This is a genomic window from Bacillus sp. BPN334 (genome assembly GCF_008368885.1).
In the GTDB taxonomy this organism is placed as follows: Bacteria; Bacillota; Bacilli; order Bacillales; family Bacillaceae_G; genus Bacillus_A; species Bacillus_A wiedmannii.
The window spans coordinates 86,781-102,052 of sequence record NZ_QOZW01000001.1; the positions used below are offsets into that span (position 1 = coordinate 86,781).

11 protein-coding genes are annotated in these 15,272 nt (G+C 34.9%); 2 read left to right on the forward strand and 9 right to left on the reverse strand.

Features of this window, described 5'->3' with window-relative positions; all coding sequences use genetic code 11:
* Window positions 1–72 precede the first annotated feature (72 nt).
* The 4 genes from DN393_RS00465 to DN393_RS00480 all read right to left on the reverse strand — a co-directional run bounded on the left by DN393_RS00465 (window position 73) and on the right by DN393_RS00480 (window position 3,793).
* A complete protein-coding gene (locus DN393_RS00465) occupies window positions 73–639 on the reverse strand; it encodes an SMI1/KNR4 family protein (RefSeq protein WP_149173160.1) in 567 nt (188 codons plus the stop codon).
* A 22-nt stretch (window positions 640–661) separates the two neighbouring features.
* Window positions 662–1,681 carry an HNH endonuclease signature motif containing protein gene (locus tag DN393_RS00470; RefSeq protein WP_255449620.1) on the reverse strand — a complete coding sequence of 340 codons (1,020 nt, stop codon included), beginning with the start codon at window positions 1,679–1,681 and terminating at the stop codon, window positions 662–664.
* Between the two features lie 192 nt (window positions 1,682–1,873).
* The gene (locus tag DN393_RS00475) at window positions 1,874–2,800 is read right to left on the reverse strand and encodes a hypothetical protein (protein WP_149173161.1); all 927 of its coding nucleotides are present in this window, start codon (window positions 2,798–2,800) and stop codon (window positions 1,874–1,876) included.
* A gap of 9 nt (window positions 2,801–2,809) precedes the next feature.
* Window positions 2,810–3,793, reverse strand: coding sequence for an RNA-binding protein (locus DN393_RS00480; RefSeq protein WP_149173162.1), 984 nt, complete (start codon window positions 3,791–3,793; stop codon window positions 2,810–2,812).
* A gap of 504 nt (window positions 3,794–4,297) precedes the next feature.
* Between DN393_RS00480 and DN393_RS00490 the strand changes: the two genes are divergently transcribed.
* Together DN393_RS00490 and ltrA are read left to right on the forward strand one after the other, a co-directional pair.
* On the forward strand, window positions 4,298–4,846 hold the full coding sequence (locus DN393_RS00490) for a VanZ family protein (protein ID WP_149173164.1): 549 nt from the start codon (window positions 4,298–4,300) through the stop codon (window positions 4,844–4,846).
* Between the two features lie 633 nt (window positions 4,847–5,479).
* Window positions 5,480–7,141, forward strand: coding sequence for a group II intron reverse transcriptase/maturase (ltrA, locus tag DN393_RS00500; protein WP_149173165.1), 1,662 nt, complete (start codon window positions 5,480–5,482; stop codon window positions 7,139–7,141).
* Between the two features lie 211 nt (window positions 7,142–7,352).
* Here the strand turns inward: ltrA and DN393_RS00510 are convergent, their stop codons facing one another.
* The 5 genes from DN393_RS00510 to DN393_RS00530 all read right to left on the reverse strand — a co-directional run bounded on the left by DN393_RS00510 (window position 7,353) and on the right by DN393_RS00530 (window position 14,789).
* The gene (locus DN393_RS00510) at window positions 7,353–10,802 is read right to left on the reverse strand and encodes a DNA translocase FtsK (protein ID WP_149173166.1); all 3,450 of its coding nucleotides are present in this window, start codon (window positions 10,800–10,802) and stop codon (window positions 7,353–7,355) included.
* 17 nt (window positions 10,803–10,819) lie between these two features.
* Complete coding sequence (locus DN393_RS00515; protein ID WP_098828832.1) at window positions 10,820–11,206, reverse strand: hypothetical protein; 387 nt, start codon at window positions 11,204–11,206, stop codon at window positions 10,820–10,822.
* A 190-nt stretch (window positions 11,207–11,396) separates the two neighbouring features.
* Window positions 11,397–12,683, reverse strand: coding sequence for a replication-relaxation family protein (locus DN393_RS00520; protein WP_149173167.1), 1,287 nt, complete (start codon window positions 12,681–12,683; stop codon window positions 11,397–11,399).
* A 436-nt stretch (window positions 12,684–13,119) separates the two neighbouring features.
* A complete protein-coding gene (gene repX / locus DN393_RS00525) occupies window positions 13,120–14,427 on the reverse strand; it encodes a plasmid replication protein RepX (protein ID WP_149173168.1) in 1,308 nt (435 codons plus the stop codon).
* A 26-nt stretch (window positions 14,428–14,453) separates the two neighbouring features.
* Window positions 14,454–14,789 carry a cell division protein FtsZ gene (locus DN393_RS00530; RefSeq protein ID WP_149173257.1) on the reverse strand — a complete coding sequence of 112 codons (336 nt, stop codon included), beginning with the start codon at window positions 14,787–14,789 and terminating at the stop codon, window positions 14,454–14,456.
* Between the last annotated feature and the right edge of the window lie 483 nt (window positions 14,790–15,272).

Consider the following 15,272-nt stretch of genomic DNA (forward strand, 5'->3'; position numbering starts at 1 on the left):
TGAGTATTTCATCCCTTTTTGATTATAAATGCATTAAAATTAGTTGAATTATTCACCCTAAACTTTCTAAGCTTAGTTTTCAGTTGGATTTATTTTATAGTAATCTTCTGCAGTGTACATATTCCATCGCCAGAAACTAGATCCTTGAGATACAATATACCGGTCTAAAAAAATTTCAAAGTTGGAATGAAGGGAATGAAAATCTAATATATCATCTCCTAATAACAAATAATCTGGGCTATTACTTCTAACCTTACTGTTATCAACTAATAAATAATTTTCATGCACATGTGCAATTGGATACACGTTTTTTGGTAATTGTAGGTTACTGTGTGTGACTTCTATTTCATTCAGAGAGAATACACGTATACCACCACCTATATTTATATCTCCCTCCAATAACATTTCAAAGATACGTGCTCCATTGTGTTGCTGTAAAAAGATTTTATAATCTATAGGTAATGTCCAGTCGTTATTATTTTCAAATGATTCAATCTCACTTTGTTCGACTGGTGAATTAAATGAACAAGTTACTATACTAGTATTTCCTTGTTCATTCTGTAAATTTAATTTATTGTTTGCTTTACTTAACCTTTGTTTTAAAGAATTTAAACTTTTAAGAATGATAGTGTTTTGCATATTATTCACCTGACTTTAAGTTTTAGTAGGCAGACCACCATGGATTTACAATTTGTTGATGAATTGGACGTGGTAGAGGGAATAAATTATCAAAAGAATTATTACCTCCATATGCTCTAGGAATTACATGGTGTATATCTGCTTCGGACCAGTCCCATCCTGGGTTACCGTAAGTATCGATGTATTGGGCGATATAAGCGCCCCTCTTATAAGAATCCCAATCCACAGGGTTATCTGCTTTTGGTAAGTTTGCTCTTTTAGGGATTGGCATATACTGTTCACTATGTCCATTATAAATGATAGGATACATTACTGCTTTCTTATTAGCTAAGATTGGGTCATATTGCTCAGAACTTGTTTGAGGATAACTACCTACCCATCCCGCTGTAGTGTTATGGTTTGTTGCCCACCACTTTGTAGAATTAACCTTAAATGATTTTTGAGCAATCTGTCCAGGGTGTATTTGGGAACCTTGCCAATCTACTTCTAAATACCCTAGTCGATAATAAGCATCATCATAAATATCTCCTGCGTATAAGCTAAGATTTGATAATACAACTATAGGGGCTTGTCCGATAATGTCCGTAATTTTTATACTAAGATCAATGCTTTGAGTAAATTCATTAAATGTTGTCGAGTATTCAAGAGCTAGAACACTTTCTTGTTGAGCTGGTGTTAACCGTTTTGTTTTATTCTCTTGTTTCTTGTTAGGAACTACTGCTTGTTTATCTGTTTGGAGTATGTTTGAATTCTTTGGAGTAATAGATTCTGGAGATTGTTTGTGTAATTCATTTGCCTCTTTAACGACTTTGGCTGCGTCATACGTACTTTTGTCAATCTTTTTGGTGCGTCCATCAGACTCAACACTTAAATATTCGATATGTTTTATTGGATGGTTACCTTCAATTACTATGTCTTTGGACTGAACGGGTTGTACTTCTGCCTGACTAATTGTTGGTGAAAAAAATGTTAAAACTGCTAAAACTGAAACTAAAAGAAACTGAAATAATTTACTTCTAAATTTCATTTCGCACGCCTCCATTTGTATCTGTTTTTTCTAATAATTAAAATACTAACACGATTTTCCTTAATTTAGGATAAATATAATTGATAATGATTATCATCACTTGTAAGCGTTTTCGGATGTGAAAATTGTAGATTTTTATCGTTACCTATTCTATTGTCTCCCTGAATAAAGGTAAAAAAGCCACCCTTAAGTGCTTATAAGGATGGCTTAGTTTGCTGTAAATAACTTTGTATTTAATTGCTTAATCTCCCCTTCTGCAAGAGGCTGATAGAATGCATGTTGTAATCCTTGTACATGTAAGGTCTCCCCTATACATAATAAAACTCTACCAGGAATTAAATCTAACAAAAGTTCTTTATTAATATGCTGTGCTTGCTGAATAGTAGAAACATAAACAACTAAAATTGTAGGGTTATTCCCCAATCCCCTCATGATAATATCTTTACCTGACTCTACGAAATCTTTCCATCTAGCAATAATCTTATTCAAACGATCTTTTTTATCTGTTAATAGGGTGGAGTAGACAACAAAATTAAACTCTTGATTTACTCCCACTTGTACTGAAAAACTTAAAGGAGGGGTAAAAACCCCTTTACTAATGGATGGATGCATAATATGCCCTAAAAAGGATGGAGCATAACGCAGGTGGCAAACTAGGTCTATATCATGCCAATAACGTAGGTGGACATATTTACCGTGATTATCAAGACGCTCAGGAGCAAAGAAGAACATATCTCCTTGCCAGTATTTTAAAAACTTATAACCATTATCGGATAACGTATATGTTTCTTCAAAGATCTCCATATCAAAACTCTCGACTTGCCATTTTTCAATTAGACGATAGTAAAGTAATCCTTGAAGTGCATCATTTATTTTCTTACGTGAATATTTATCCTTGAATAAATATAATAAATGATTAAATCGAACAGATGTATGAACACCAATGAAAGCAAGTACGGTATACTGTTCTTCTGTTAAACGCTGCTTAAACTTAACCAATTCGTCAAAAGAATGGAATACATAGGTTTTATCCAGTTCATGTATTCGATATATTTTAAGTCCCTGTACATCCTCACTTGATAAATGAGGAATAGAAGGGACATAAGTAGGCAATTGTTTCTCTATTGTACGCATGGTCATCCATTAAAATTGGAAAATTGACGAATTAGTTTTTTTACTTTGTCCCTGCGGATAATTTAGGATACGCACTGTACCTTTTCTATTTTTGGCGTCGATATTAAGCAGCTCACATGTAACAATCGTTTGATTTTTCGCATCTTCTTCAGTTGGATTGGCAAGATTACGGCTCTTAAGTCCTTTAAACTGGATTCCTGGTGCAACCTCTACGAAAATACCCGCAATAGCGTCTACCCCTACAATTTTACCTACAAATCGGTCACGGCGTTTCTTTAGTTCTAATAACTTTTCAATTGGATCTGTTTCTAGTTTCTTTTTATTTCCTCTAAATTCATAACGGCCATTCTTTTCCCCTACTTTATCGATGATAAGTTCTACAACATCACCAATGACAATATCCTCCGGACGAACGAATGTATAGGACCAGTGTGAGTATCTTACCCCTATTGTTACACCATGCACTTCAACTAAGACCGTTTGTGCAGATGGGATATGTCCTGAAACGGTTCCTGTGTATACTTTGTTGCCCTCTTGCGCTGTTACTTCTTCATATAATCTTTTTTGAAGTGCCAATTCCCCTGCTGTAATGGATACAACTGCAAAGTTACCTTCCTCAGTTTTCTGGAAGTGTTCAATGATAACAGGCTTTGTTCTACCTACTAGCCATTGAGGATTTTTAGGAACATTTATACCTGCCTCTGTAATCGGGCAATATGCTGTTGTATGAGTACCAATTTGCATTGTAAGTACTTGTATACGCTCAGACTTTCCGTTTTTAGTTGGGAATAGCTTTTCAGATACGACTGTAATCAAGCCTTTTCCTACAGTACGCTCACGTTTCATACGGGCTAATTCCTCTAGTTCATGATCACGTACTCGCTCAAATTGATTAAAATTTGTTTCTAGCATTGTGTCACCTTGTAGATTCTCTGCTTCAAAAGCCATTCCAAGTTCTTCTACAGTTTGAGTGTTTGTCTTATCTTCGGCCATTATATTTTCCTCCTAGAACGTAAAAAAGGACACACCTGTACCGTTGGAATGGTACGTAAGGTGTGTCCTTCACGTGAATTATGTTTTATTTATATAGTTGTTAGTACAAATATAATGGTATTTGTACTCAAATGCAAGAATAATTTTAAAATCATAAGTTTGCTATGGGCTAAATCAAAATCTAGAATGCAGCCTTACTAGGGGTACCGCTAGTATTTCGAAAAAAAACACGCTAAGAGTATGCATAATTTTATACAATTTTTCGAGTAATTCAGTAACAAACGAGAACCCTAAAACCGCGCCAAGATAGGAATGTATAAAAAATTGAATAGATCCATAGAACAAAAAAATCGGACTCCCTGTGAGAGTAAGGGTCCGCTTTTTTCCTCTCTACCGATAATAGGACGTTATGTTAACTATGTATGTATATGATATTCATATGGAATGTTATGTATTTATACTTCTAATTATGGTGAAATTTTCATAAAAAAGAGGAGAAAAACTATGATTATAAATTTTAAGTTACCAGCCCTTTTATTAATTATAATTTGGGTTATTTATAAAGTTATCTATTATAGCTTAAACAAAAATAGGTTTAAATTACATAAGGAATTACTTTCTACTTCATGTTTTGTATATGTTGTAGGAGTAATAAGTGTAACTATTTTCCCTTTAGCGATAGGTCTGCAAGAATCATTCCCAACAAGACACAATTATATTCCTTTTGCAAGCATAAACGAACTACTACATAATTCTTATTTTATAGTTCCTTTGCGCAATATAGGAGGAAATATTCTACTGTTTATACCTTTTGGAATTCTAATTCCAATGAAATTCAAAAAAACAAATAAAGGATTAAAAATAGTATTATTAGGCTTGTTAAGCTCTTTAACGATTGAATGCATCCAATTAGGGCTTACTTTTAGGTCATTTGATATTGATGACATTCTTTTAAATAGTTTTGGAGTATATATTGGATTCTTAATCTATAAGTGGATCACTCTGATTTTTATGAATAAACAATCCCATAAAAAGATATATCAAGAGCTTTAATCCAACTTCTGATAACGATAATTATGGTGCGACAAGAAGTCGCATTCCCACAGGGTAGCTTCTGCTACTAGATTAGATGCAAAGTCTATCTCCATCCGAAACTGCGGACTTGGTAACGGGCTCGTGGGTTGCATGAGGAAATGTGGAAACAGAGAGTCTGTACATGACTCGGAATACCGCTAGGAGAAGACAGATACGGTGAACGAGAGTGAAGGCTCGTAAGCTTCGTAATCGTTAGCTTGGGATAATGTACAGCTCTACCCAGGTCTTGATAAGAGGAAAGGCATTCTCATAATACTGCCGCGTTGCATCCCGCAACTTATCCGGAGTAAAGAGTCCACCTAACCCTGTCGTATCTGTGGAATGTGAAACTTGGTAAGCCCTATGTCATCTGCGCAAGCAGTAGGATGACTGTAAAGTCAAACGATGTGGCAGAGGGTAAAGGATATAAGAGAAAGCAAAAGCCGCTAGCCGAAAGGAAACAGGAAAGCATAGAAATATGTATAACTGAGCGGATATTGTCGTCCTTACGGACAAACCCATGACAAGCCTGAAAGGGAGCCCACTTCTTATAGGTCTTCAACATGGAAATACATTTGTAAGTTATCTTCTGACGAATAGGAGCGTGCAGTTATGAACACCTCAGAACGAGCGTCGGCGCACGTCTCGTATACAAACTGGAACACAGTGGACTGGAAAGCAGTTCAGATGTATGTGACGAAGTTACGACAAAGAATTTACCGTGCCGAACAGTTACAGCAACAAAGAAAGGTAAGAAAACTTCAACGCTTACTCATGAGAAGCGAAGCAAACTTACTGTTATCAATTAGACGAGTAACACAGCAGAATAAAGGAAAGCGAACAGCAGGTGTTGATGAACATACAGCCTTGAGTCGCAGAGAAAGAAATCTTCTCTATGAGCAACTCAAAAAGTTAAATACGCTACAACACCGACCAAAACCAGCAAAACGTATATACATTGTGAAGAAAAACGGAAAATTGCGACCATTGGGCATCCCAACTATAAAGGATAGGGTATATCAAAATATAGTGCGAAATGCCCTTGAACCACAGTGGGAAGCCAGATTTGAAGCTATTTCTTACGGGTTTCGTCCTAAGCGAAGTACCCATGATGCCATACGAAGCATTTTCAATAGAATCAACGGGGGCACAAAGAAGAAATGGATATTTGAAGGAGATTTTCAGGGCTGTTTTGATCATCTCAACCATGAGTGGATACTCAAACAAACTTCTTACTTCCCAGGAAGAAAACTATTGAAGCGATGGCTCAAGATGGGATACATGGAGCAAAGCTTTTTCGCGGAAACGCAAGAAGGTACTCCGCAAGGAGGAATTATCTCGCCACTTCTCGCTAACATTGCCCTTCATGGAATGGAAGAAACCTTGGGAATTACTTACAAGAAAAACTATAAAGCTAATGATAGTTATATTATGAATCCTGCTTGCAAATTTACCCTTATCCGTTACGCAGATGATTTTGTGGTCTTAACGGAGACAAAAGAACAAGCACTCTCTGTATATATGAGACTTCGTCCCTACTTAAAGGACAGGGGATTGGAATTAAGCCCTGAAAAGACGAAGGTTACACATATTGAGGAAGGATTTGAGTTCCTAGGACTCTTGATTCGGCAGTACCAAACTGAACAGGGGAATAAACTGTTCATCAAACCAAGTAAGGGCAGTAGACAGAAAGCGAAGAAGAAAATTGGAGATACTTTACGTGTCATGAGGGGTCAACCCATCGGAGAAATCATCCGAGTGCTTAATCCTATTATCAGAGGATACGGGCAATACTGGAAACATGTCGTTTCTAAGAAAATCTTTGGTACAATGGATAGCTATATCTATTGGAGAATCGGCAAACATCTTCGACAGCTCCATCCAAAGAAGTCGTGGAAATGGATATATGCAAGATATTACAGGCATCCACATCATGGTGGAAATGCTTGGACACCAACCTGCCCGAAAACAAATATCCAACTCTTACATATGTCATGGATTAAGATTGAGAGACACAACATGGTGAAATTCAAAAATAGTCCTGATGACCCAACATTGAAAGAATACTGGGAAAAAAGAGACCGTAAGGTATTTGATACGGAAAACACGATGGATAGAATGAAGCTGGCTAGAAAACAAGGTTACCGCTGCGCTATCTGCAAAACTCCACTACAAAACGGGGAAAAGGTAGTCGTAAAAGACATGCCTGTTCCGCAACACCTCATATTGTCTAATTTAAACTTAAAATTAGTTCACTTACCTTGCCTATACTAAAGGGACTGAAATCGGATAAAAAGAAGGCTTGAGCCGTATGATGGGAAACTGTCACGTACGGTTCTGAGGGGAGTTGGGGGCAGCGATGCCCCCCGCTTACCCGACTAAATAAGCTGCCTATATGGGCAGCTTATTGTATTTTTGGTTTAGCATGGTTCTTCCGAAATGCTGGCGATACCAATACTAGATTTAATTTAAGGTTTACAATCTATTAATCAAAAAAATTGTTCAATTCCTTACTCATTACGTTCGATGTTTTTTGCTTTGGCTTCTCAATTTTATTAAGCAGCGACTGCGTAGTATTACTCTTATTTTTTTGCTGAGATTTTAAGTGCTCTTGGCGTTCTTTGTAACTCATAGGTTTATATTCTGGTTGCTTCTCATCATCTTTCGAATGTTCTTCTCTATTTTTTTCTAAGTTTTCTTGAACCGTAATACTAATAGCTTCGTAAACTTTTGCTACATCTTCATCTAGCTTATTTTCTTCGGTATGATTTAGCGTTTCTTCAATTGGAACTTTGTTGATTTCTACTTGTGTTTCTTCTTCCTCTATTATTGTAACGGGAAGTCCATCAGATGGTAATTCTTCAAACAGCGGTTCAGTCTCATCAGGAATCCCGGAATGAATAATAGAATCTTTATTCCAATCTTGCTCTAACATAGTAATAGATAATTCTTTGTTTAGTTTTGCTACCTCCATGTTAATTTCATAGCATTCGTCCATAGGAGGTAATTCTACATCTATGACTTCTTCTTTATCTTCTTTTATGACTGGTTCTTTTATTTCAGTGCTTATACTTTCTAAATGTGTTTCTTCTGCTATAACAGGCAGCTCATTATTTCGTTGTAGAGTTTCTATTAATCTCGATGCACGTGTATAACTAATTTTAAATGTGTCTTGTAGTGCAGATATAGAAGCACTTCCCGATTCTTTCACAAAACTTAAAACATCGTCGTATAGAATATCCTTAAAGCAGCTAGTCTCCTCTTGTACGGATCCTTTGTCTTCGCTTCCAATCCTTACTTCCTGTGGAATTGTATTATCAGATGAATGAGTAGTATTAACACTTGTTTCTTCTAGCAAACTACCATTATTTGAAATTAATACTTTACGAGGTCCATCCCCTGTGTAAGAACTTACAACTTGATTTTGTTCTAGCTTCTCAATACATTGCATAGCCTTCATATAGCCAATTTTGAATTTTCTTTGCAGAAGAGATGGCGAGATTTGTTGTGATTCAATAATAAATTCTTTAATATCTTCATACAACTTATTTTCAGCTTCATCATTAACATCTCCCTGCTGATCCATGGCTGCAGGTTCATTAGGTAGGGTTTCATTTTGAGACTTATTTTCCTTATAATCCTCCAATGATACAATGTGTTGTTGCTCTCCATTTGTTTCTATAGAGTTATCTTGTTCCATCACAATCTCTTGCATAGATGACAAAGGTTGTATTTTCTTCATGTTCTCTGCGTCTACATGCTTCATAGGATTTGCTTTTGCAACAGATTCATTAATAAGACGAAGACGTTCATTTTCCCAATATCGTCCTATCTCTTCATCTACCTGTGTAGTAGCTTGAGCAAATTCTTCTTTTGGTACAAAGTTACTCGTAATTTGTTGTACGGGTTGGACATGATTGTCTTGTACAATACGAGCAGCACAAATGAATGCACCTTGTGCCATGATATCTCCTGGCGACATAACAACTTCTTTTGTTTTCTGGTAGGTTGATCCTAATCGACTAACAGGATTTTCTTGCATAGGAGAAATACCTTGTTCGGATTCTGCCTCTTTAAATTCCTCTTTCTCACCAAACATGTCAGAGAAAATTTTTGCATCATATGGTGTTACATCTCCAAATATCATTTTGTTACGGAACGAACCTAGTAAAGTAAACATGTATTGCTCTGTGAAGTCGAGAGCTAATTGCGATAGTGTTTGGCTAGCAATTGTTAGAATTACTTTATATTTACGAGATTGTGCAGGGAATTCTTTAAACGGCCGCACAACATAATCCGGAAACTCATCGACAATAATATGATGGTAAGGTGAGACGTTTGGTTCTCTACGGAATACCGCATTCTGCATACTCAGCAATACAAATTTTCCTAATACGTTAGAAAGGTCTGCTAATTCCCCTTTTGCAGTATTAATAAGTAGAATGCCACCCTGCTCTAAATGGACATCGAAATCAAAATCAGATTTTCCAAATAAAACACGTCGTATTAAAACGTTTGAAGCTAAATCTTTTAATATGTTGCGTAAACCCTTTACATATTCTTCTTCTCTGTCATAATGCATTGGTTGTCCGCGGTATTTTCCTGATTTATAAACCGCTGGTTCACCTTGAAAATCCATTTTTTCACGAATGGTATTATCAAACCATTCATCAATACCTTTTATAATTTTATATTCATTTTTTTGGTCACGTGAAGCAGCGCCACTTTGAACAAAATCATATAACTTTTCGACCTGTACTTTTAATAGTTTATGCATACGGTGAACACGTTCTACATCGTCATACATCTCAATCAAATCGTCGAAGGTGACATCTTTTTGCGGGTTGTGAAGCTTTAATAAATAGATATGTTGTTTAAGGTGGTTACGTTGAGCTTGTTCAAAGAATGCATTGTTAGATTCAGACAAACCTTGAATAACCATTGCGAAAACCTCTGCTACTTTATCAACTGGTCCCCGCAGAATGTTTATATTTTTGGTATCAGGATTAGTTGGATCAATGTAATAAACCGAGCTTGCTGGGATCTTATGTGCTTGTACCAATTTAAATACTTTTTGACATAAATCATTACTGGGTTCAATAACAGTGACACCATTTAAAAATGTTCCTTTTACTTCTTCTGTATCATAATCATTCTTTTTATAAGCAGTTTCAAACTTATTTATGAAACGCACCATCCAGTGTAAATCTTGATTTATCATAGGAATAATTAAACTTGATGTTTTACCAGAACCAATTGGCCCAATAATGATACCATTTAACGTTCTATCTTTCCCTTTAATTCGGACCATTTCTTTATGTTCAATATGCGGTCCAATTTCTACATCAGGATATATTTGTTCTTCTTGGCTATTAAACCATTTTTGTAATTTGTGATTTTTATATTCGTATTTTTGTACCCACTTTAATATCTCTTCTCGGTAACGAACAATATGCCCACTATACCAAAGTGTAAACAAAATCATAAATACTGTTGGTAAAAATACAAAAATCATAGTGAGTGTGTGAAAATTGCCTGTTAAGACATGACCTAAGGCTTCATACTCACCAAAATTAAGATGTTTTGATTTATCCGTTAGATAAGGAATAACCTTTGCATGGATCGGAGTAGTTGCAAACCATAAAAATTGAATATCAACTGCAATATGAGAAGCAATCAAAATTATTAATTTCCCATTTTCTACATGCAAAGCAGGAATACGGCTGTAAAACCTAAAGCTGAACTCTCCTAATAGCAAAGAAAAAAACATTAAAACGAGCGGTATATATGTAATTTCTATAGAATAAGACGGTGGTTCAAATGCATAGTAGAGTAACTTGATGTAGTTTACTAAACCGAATCCAAACGAAAGAATAAATCCACTAATTAAGCCGATTGTAGTAAATAACGGTAATCGTTGTTTAAATGTCTGCATATAGGCTCACCTACTTCTTACAGATATAGTTGAGCTTTATGTTTAAACTTGAATCGATTATTGAATTCTGGTTGGAATAGTTCCTTTGATTTTTCGAGAAAGAATTTTGCTGCATCTTCAGTTTGCTTTAAATATAAATCAATACTATCTCTTTCACAGAGCTGGTTATATTCTTCCTGAGAAAGTACCGCAATATTTACTTCTATTTTTTTATTCGTTGCTGTTTCAATGATTACATCATACCAATAGTAATTCGGTTTTCCCGGGATTTGGATATCTTGTAGAGAAACACTAAACGTTGCCCCCTCTTCTGTCATATGTTCGAGGACTAGTTCAGGGTTTTTAAACGCTTCTCTAGCAGAGAGCACTCCCCCAGTAATAGTAGTTGCATATTGTAAATCCATTTTGAATTTCCACCTTTCTCCATATAAAAAAAGGCAAGCGACACCCACTGTAAAAACAGCGTGTGTCGCTTGCCTTAATTTCATATGTTCTGATTTGATTGTAGTTTTTATTATATGTTCAATCGCTATTCTAACACCTTAAAAAAAAGAAATCAATAAAATTGTATAGAAGTATATAAAAAACAATGGATTAATATAATTCTACAAGTTTACGTCTTTTTGGATGAATGTTATTTGCAGTACGTGCCATAATCTGTTCATCTGCGTCGATAGTAACATCTTCATTTTGGAGGGATAGCAGTAATACGTTGTCATAAGTGTCCATTAAAAGTATATCTCTAGCCTTTTTACGCTTTGGATAGATCACAACAAGTGGCACTCCCTCATCACCTTCTCTTCTTGAAAACACAACATCGTCTAATCTAGCAATCATGCGGTAATCATTTTCATTCCCAAAAATAAAGAAGAAATCTTGCATAGCATCTTTATCTCTTCTATACGTTCGTCTAAGACCACCATCTATTATTTCTTTAAAGGTTTGAACTTTTTCAACAAATGCGTAACGCCAATCGGCATCGCCTACTGTACGTTGAGATAAAGGTAAAAGAATATCTTGTTCAAAGTTTTGATTATCATCTATTCCTAGAATGATATCTGAGATAACATCTCCAGCTTCTTTCAAAGAGCAGATGTGCATATTTAGATTTGGTAGATTCATTAAAAGTTCATGATACTCCCGCATAGAAAATAATAGATTTTTCATACGTACGTATGGTGGTTCTGCATCTTCTGCAAGGAACATCGACTTGTCATACATAACAAAAACTACAGTTATATTCTCATTGTTTTTTTGTGCATATTCAATATATTTGCCCACTTTTTCAACTAAGGTAGCATTGGTTTCTTTGCACATATCCATTTCAATGTAAATATTTTTATCTTGATATGAAATGTGTTCATCAGGAACTAAGAGTAAACCTGCCCCTTCAATTTCTGTTTTCTTTTGTTTTTGATGATATGAGCGAATATCTAGCTCGCATAATATCTTATTCGTATTGGCCTTTTTCGATACTTCTAAAAGTGTGCGTACTAATATTTCTCGTGAGCAGAGTGTATGTAGTGAGATTGAAGAAGAATATCTACGTTTTGAAGATCCTGCAGGAATCCTTCCTAATTCTTGAAGATAATCAACCATTCTATCTTTTAAGGAGAATGTCGCACGTCTTGTTATACTATCATCTCGCTTATCAATTTTTTTAGTTAAGATAGCACCATATTTTGAAAAACGATTAAGTTTTGTAAACACACTATCCTCGGAAAAATCCCTACCTTCAAATGCACTATAAAGCTGAGTAATTTGTCGTGTAGTAAGATGCCTTTTGTAATATAAAAATGTGAATACAAATATATCAGCCTCTTTTAAACGAAAAGATTTCTGAGTACCTTTACTTGTATATTTATACGTTTTAATTTTCATTATATGCAACTCCATAACTCGAATATATTTTCAATAAACAACAACCATTTCTATATATCTTATTACAGTAAAAAATCGTTGTAAATTATTAAAATTTCAAACTGAATTTGCGCCATTCTAGATACTAAAACTCGTACGCTGAAGTTGGGATCACTTCTCTTCCTAATAATTTGCTAAAAACATTGATTTATATAGTCCTTTGGTACTTGTAAAATTGTTCGGACGGAAGACGTGTTTTAACCGAACAATTTTTTAAAAGGTCAAGTGTTGGAGTTAAATTGTTAGGACGGCCTAACAATTTATTTAAGCTGTTTGAATTGTACAAAATGATATTAAACATACAGAAAATATACCAGGTTTCTAAATTGTTCTTTGTAGTTTCTATAGCTATTGAAATAGAAAAAGACCGACAAAATTATATTTGTCGGTCTTTTGTTTAGAATGATAATTTCTTCTTTGCTGGTTGTGAATCGTCAGCAACTTCTACTTCAGGTTCAGCACCAAAATTCAATTTTTTCTTTTTAGGTTTTTCTTCTTGTATTGAATCATCAAATGCAAAAAGTTTATTTAAAACAGCATTTGATTTCTTAGAATTAGCTTGCTCACGTTCTTCTTTAATTCTCGTAATCTCATCAATAATATCACTCACACGTTTTGGCAATGGTAGTCCTGCAACAACTGAATAGAATTTTACTATATCCTCTTCTTTTTTCGCTGTATGTTTATTTACATATGGAGCTATAGGACGTTCATCTACATATGGAGTTCTTTCTTTTAAGAAGTTTTCCATTTGGTTAAGGAAAGAGAAGTTATATAATCGACCTGCTCGTAGCGGTGATGTAACGATAGATAGCGCGCTTTTTTTAGCACTTTCTAGCTCTTCTCTTTCTGTATCGTATAAAACGCCTTTTTCTAGTGCGTTCCCTAATTGAGTCAAGTAACCTAGCGGGTTTTCAGTGTCTAACTGATTTGATTTTAGTTCTAGTTTTGCCAATGATAAAACGCCTGGTGTATTAATTACTTGGGCAAATTCACTAGCATCAAAATGTGTATCTGAAAATGGTGTAAATGAAGAAGTAACTAGGTTAATCTCATGTAATGCATCAGCAATATATTTGTTACTATAGCTAGTATATTCGTTTGCTAAAGCACTTGGATTTTCCTCTTCAAATTTTCTATATAGTTTAGCGTTATCTATTAATACAATTGAACCGAAAGCATCTTTGTTCATAGCAATACTACGAATGCGTGAAGTTGCGTTCTCTAATACTTTTAAAGCCTCTGCATCACGTGGTAAAGTCAGTAATAAACCAAAATTGTAATCATGTTCATATAGCATTTCAATTGCCTTTAATAGAGCTCCAGTTCCTGTTCCTCCACCAAGACCACAAGTAATCCAAATGAAATCACGATCTTCAAATTCCTGCTTAACCGTTTCGAAAATCATTGTTTCATGCTTTACAAATGCTTCCTCACCAACCTGTGGATTACGAGCTGCACCCTGCTCATATCCTTCTAACTGTATTTTACGTACATTTCCCGCGTTTTTAATCTCAATCTTGTTAAAATCTTGACTATTTGTATTAACAAGAATCGCACGATATGGGTATTTGTTATTTTTAATTTGAGTTTCTTTATTTGCGCACTCCGCTGCGATTGCGCATCCACCCATACCTAGTCCTAAGAATCCAAATTTTAAACTAATATTTCCTTGGCTTTCGATTTCTGAAAAATTGCCTGCCATATGTATATCCTCCTCAAATATTTATTTTAGTTGTTTTTCTCAACTCGTTTTTCAAGTTCCCTAATTAAAACATTTCCTAGATTTGTTACGTCATAAATTCGAACACGTCCTATTGCTTTGAAAGATATTAACCCTGCTCCTTCAAGTCTTGCAGTCATAATATCCAAAGCATATCGCGATGGAAGTATTTTTTTACCCTCATAATCTTTCTTATTCTCAATTTGATAATCTTTATGATATTGGTTGATATAATCCCATAACTTTTCTTTGTTCATTGCGCCCTCTGCGTATAGTACACGCAAAGCCCAAATCCCATCATGTAAATTCTCACAGAGTACATCAATAATCTCACTACTACTCATTGATATATTAGACAATAATTTCACACCACCTTTAATAAATAATAAATTTTATCTATAGATACAAAAAGACAAGATAATCATGCGGAATTTAATACCGTTATAAAAGCCGTAAACACTTCGGCATATATTTCCGAAGTATCGTATGTATTAACTATAATACATCTACGATTGATAATCAAGAACCTTATTAAATCAGTGCTTTAAATACTTCCGTAATAATTACCGTAATTAATATTTTTATAGTTACGTATTTATTGCGGTAATAAATGCTGGAATGAATGCGTAACAATTATCGAAGATGCATCTTAATAAGTGAAAATCCATGTTAAATTTTTAGTTCGATTCACAGAATTTTAAGGTGGTTTTGTACATAATCAAGTGTTAATCACGCTCACCCGACTAATCACTGCTCGATAACATAGATATTATTGATATGCAGCTAAATAAATGAGCAGTGAACGATCGAGTGATCAGGTCTAAAAA

What these genes read in the sequence shown, in the direction of transcription:
- DN393_RS00475 (WP_149173161.1), bottom strand. Translation starts at nt 2,800, where the DNA reads ATGCGTACAATAGAGAAACAATTGCCTACTTATGTCCCTTCTATTCCT.
- DN393_RS00520 (WP_149173167.1), bottom strand. Translation starts at nt 12,683, where the DNA reads ATGAAAATTAAAACGTATAAATATACAAGTAAAGGTACTCAGAAATCT.
- DN393_RS00465 (WP_149173160.1), bottom strand. Translation starts at nt 639, where the DNA reads ATGCAAAACACTATCATTCTTAAAAGTTTAAATTCTTTAAAACAAAGG.
- DN393_RS00490 (WP_149173164.1), top strand. Translation starts at nt 4,298, where the DNA reads ATGATTATAAATTTTAAGTTACCAGCCCTTTTATTAATTATAATTTGG.
- DN393_RS00480 (WP_149173162.1), bottom strand. Translation starts at nt 3,793, where the DNA reads ATGGCCGAAGATAAGACAAACACTCAAACTGTAGAAGAACTTGGAATG.
- DN393_RS00530 (WP_149173257.1), bottom strand. Translation starts at nt 14,789, where the DNA reads ATGAGTAGTAGTGAGATTATTGATGTACTCTGTGAGAATTTACATGAT.
- ltrA (WP_149173165.1), top strand. Translation starts at nt 5,480, where the DNA reads ATGAACACCTCAGAACGAGCGTCGGCGCACGTCTCGTATACAAACTGG.
- DN393_RS00515 (WP_098828832.1), bottom strand. Translation starts at nt 11,206, where the DNA reads ATGGATTTACAATATGCAACTACTATTACTGGGGGAGTGCTCTCTGCT.
- repX (WP_149173168.1), bottom strand. Translation starts at nt 14,427, where the DNA reads ATGGCAGGCAATTTTTCAGAAATCGAAAGCCAAGGAAATATTAGTTTA.
- DN393_RS00510 (WP_149173166.1), bottom strand. Translation starts at nt 10,802, where the DNA reads ATGCAGACATTTAAACAACGATTACCGTTATTTACTACAATCGGCTTA.
- DN393_RS00470 (WP_255449620.1), bottom strand. Translation starts at nt 1,681, where the DNA reads ATGGAGGCGTGCGAAATGAAATTTAGAAGTAAATTATTTCAGTTTCTT.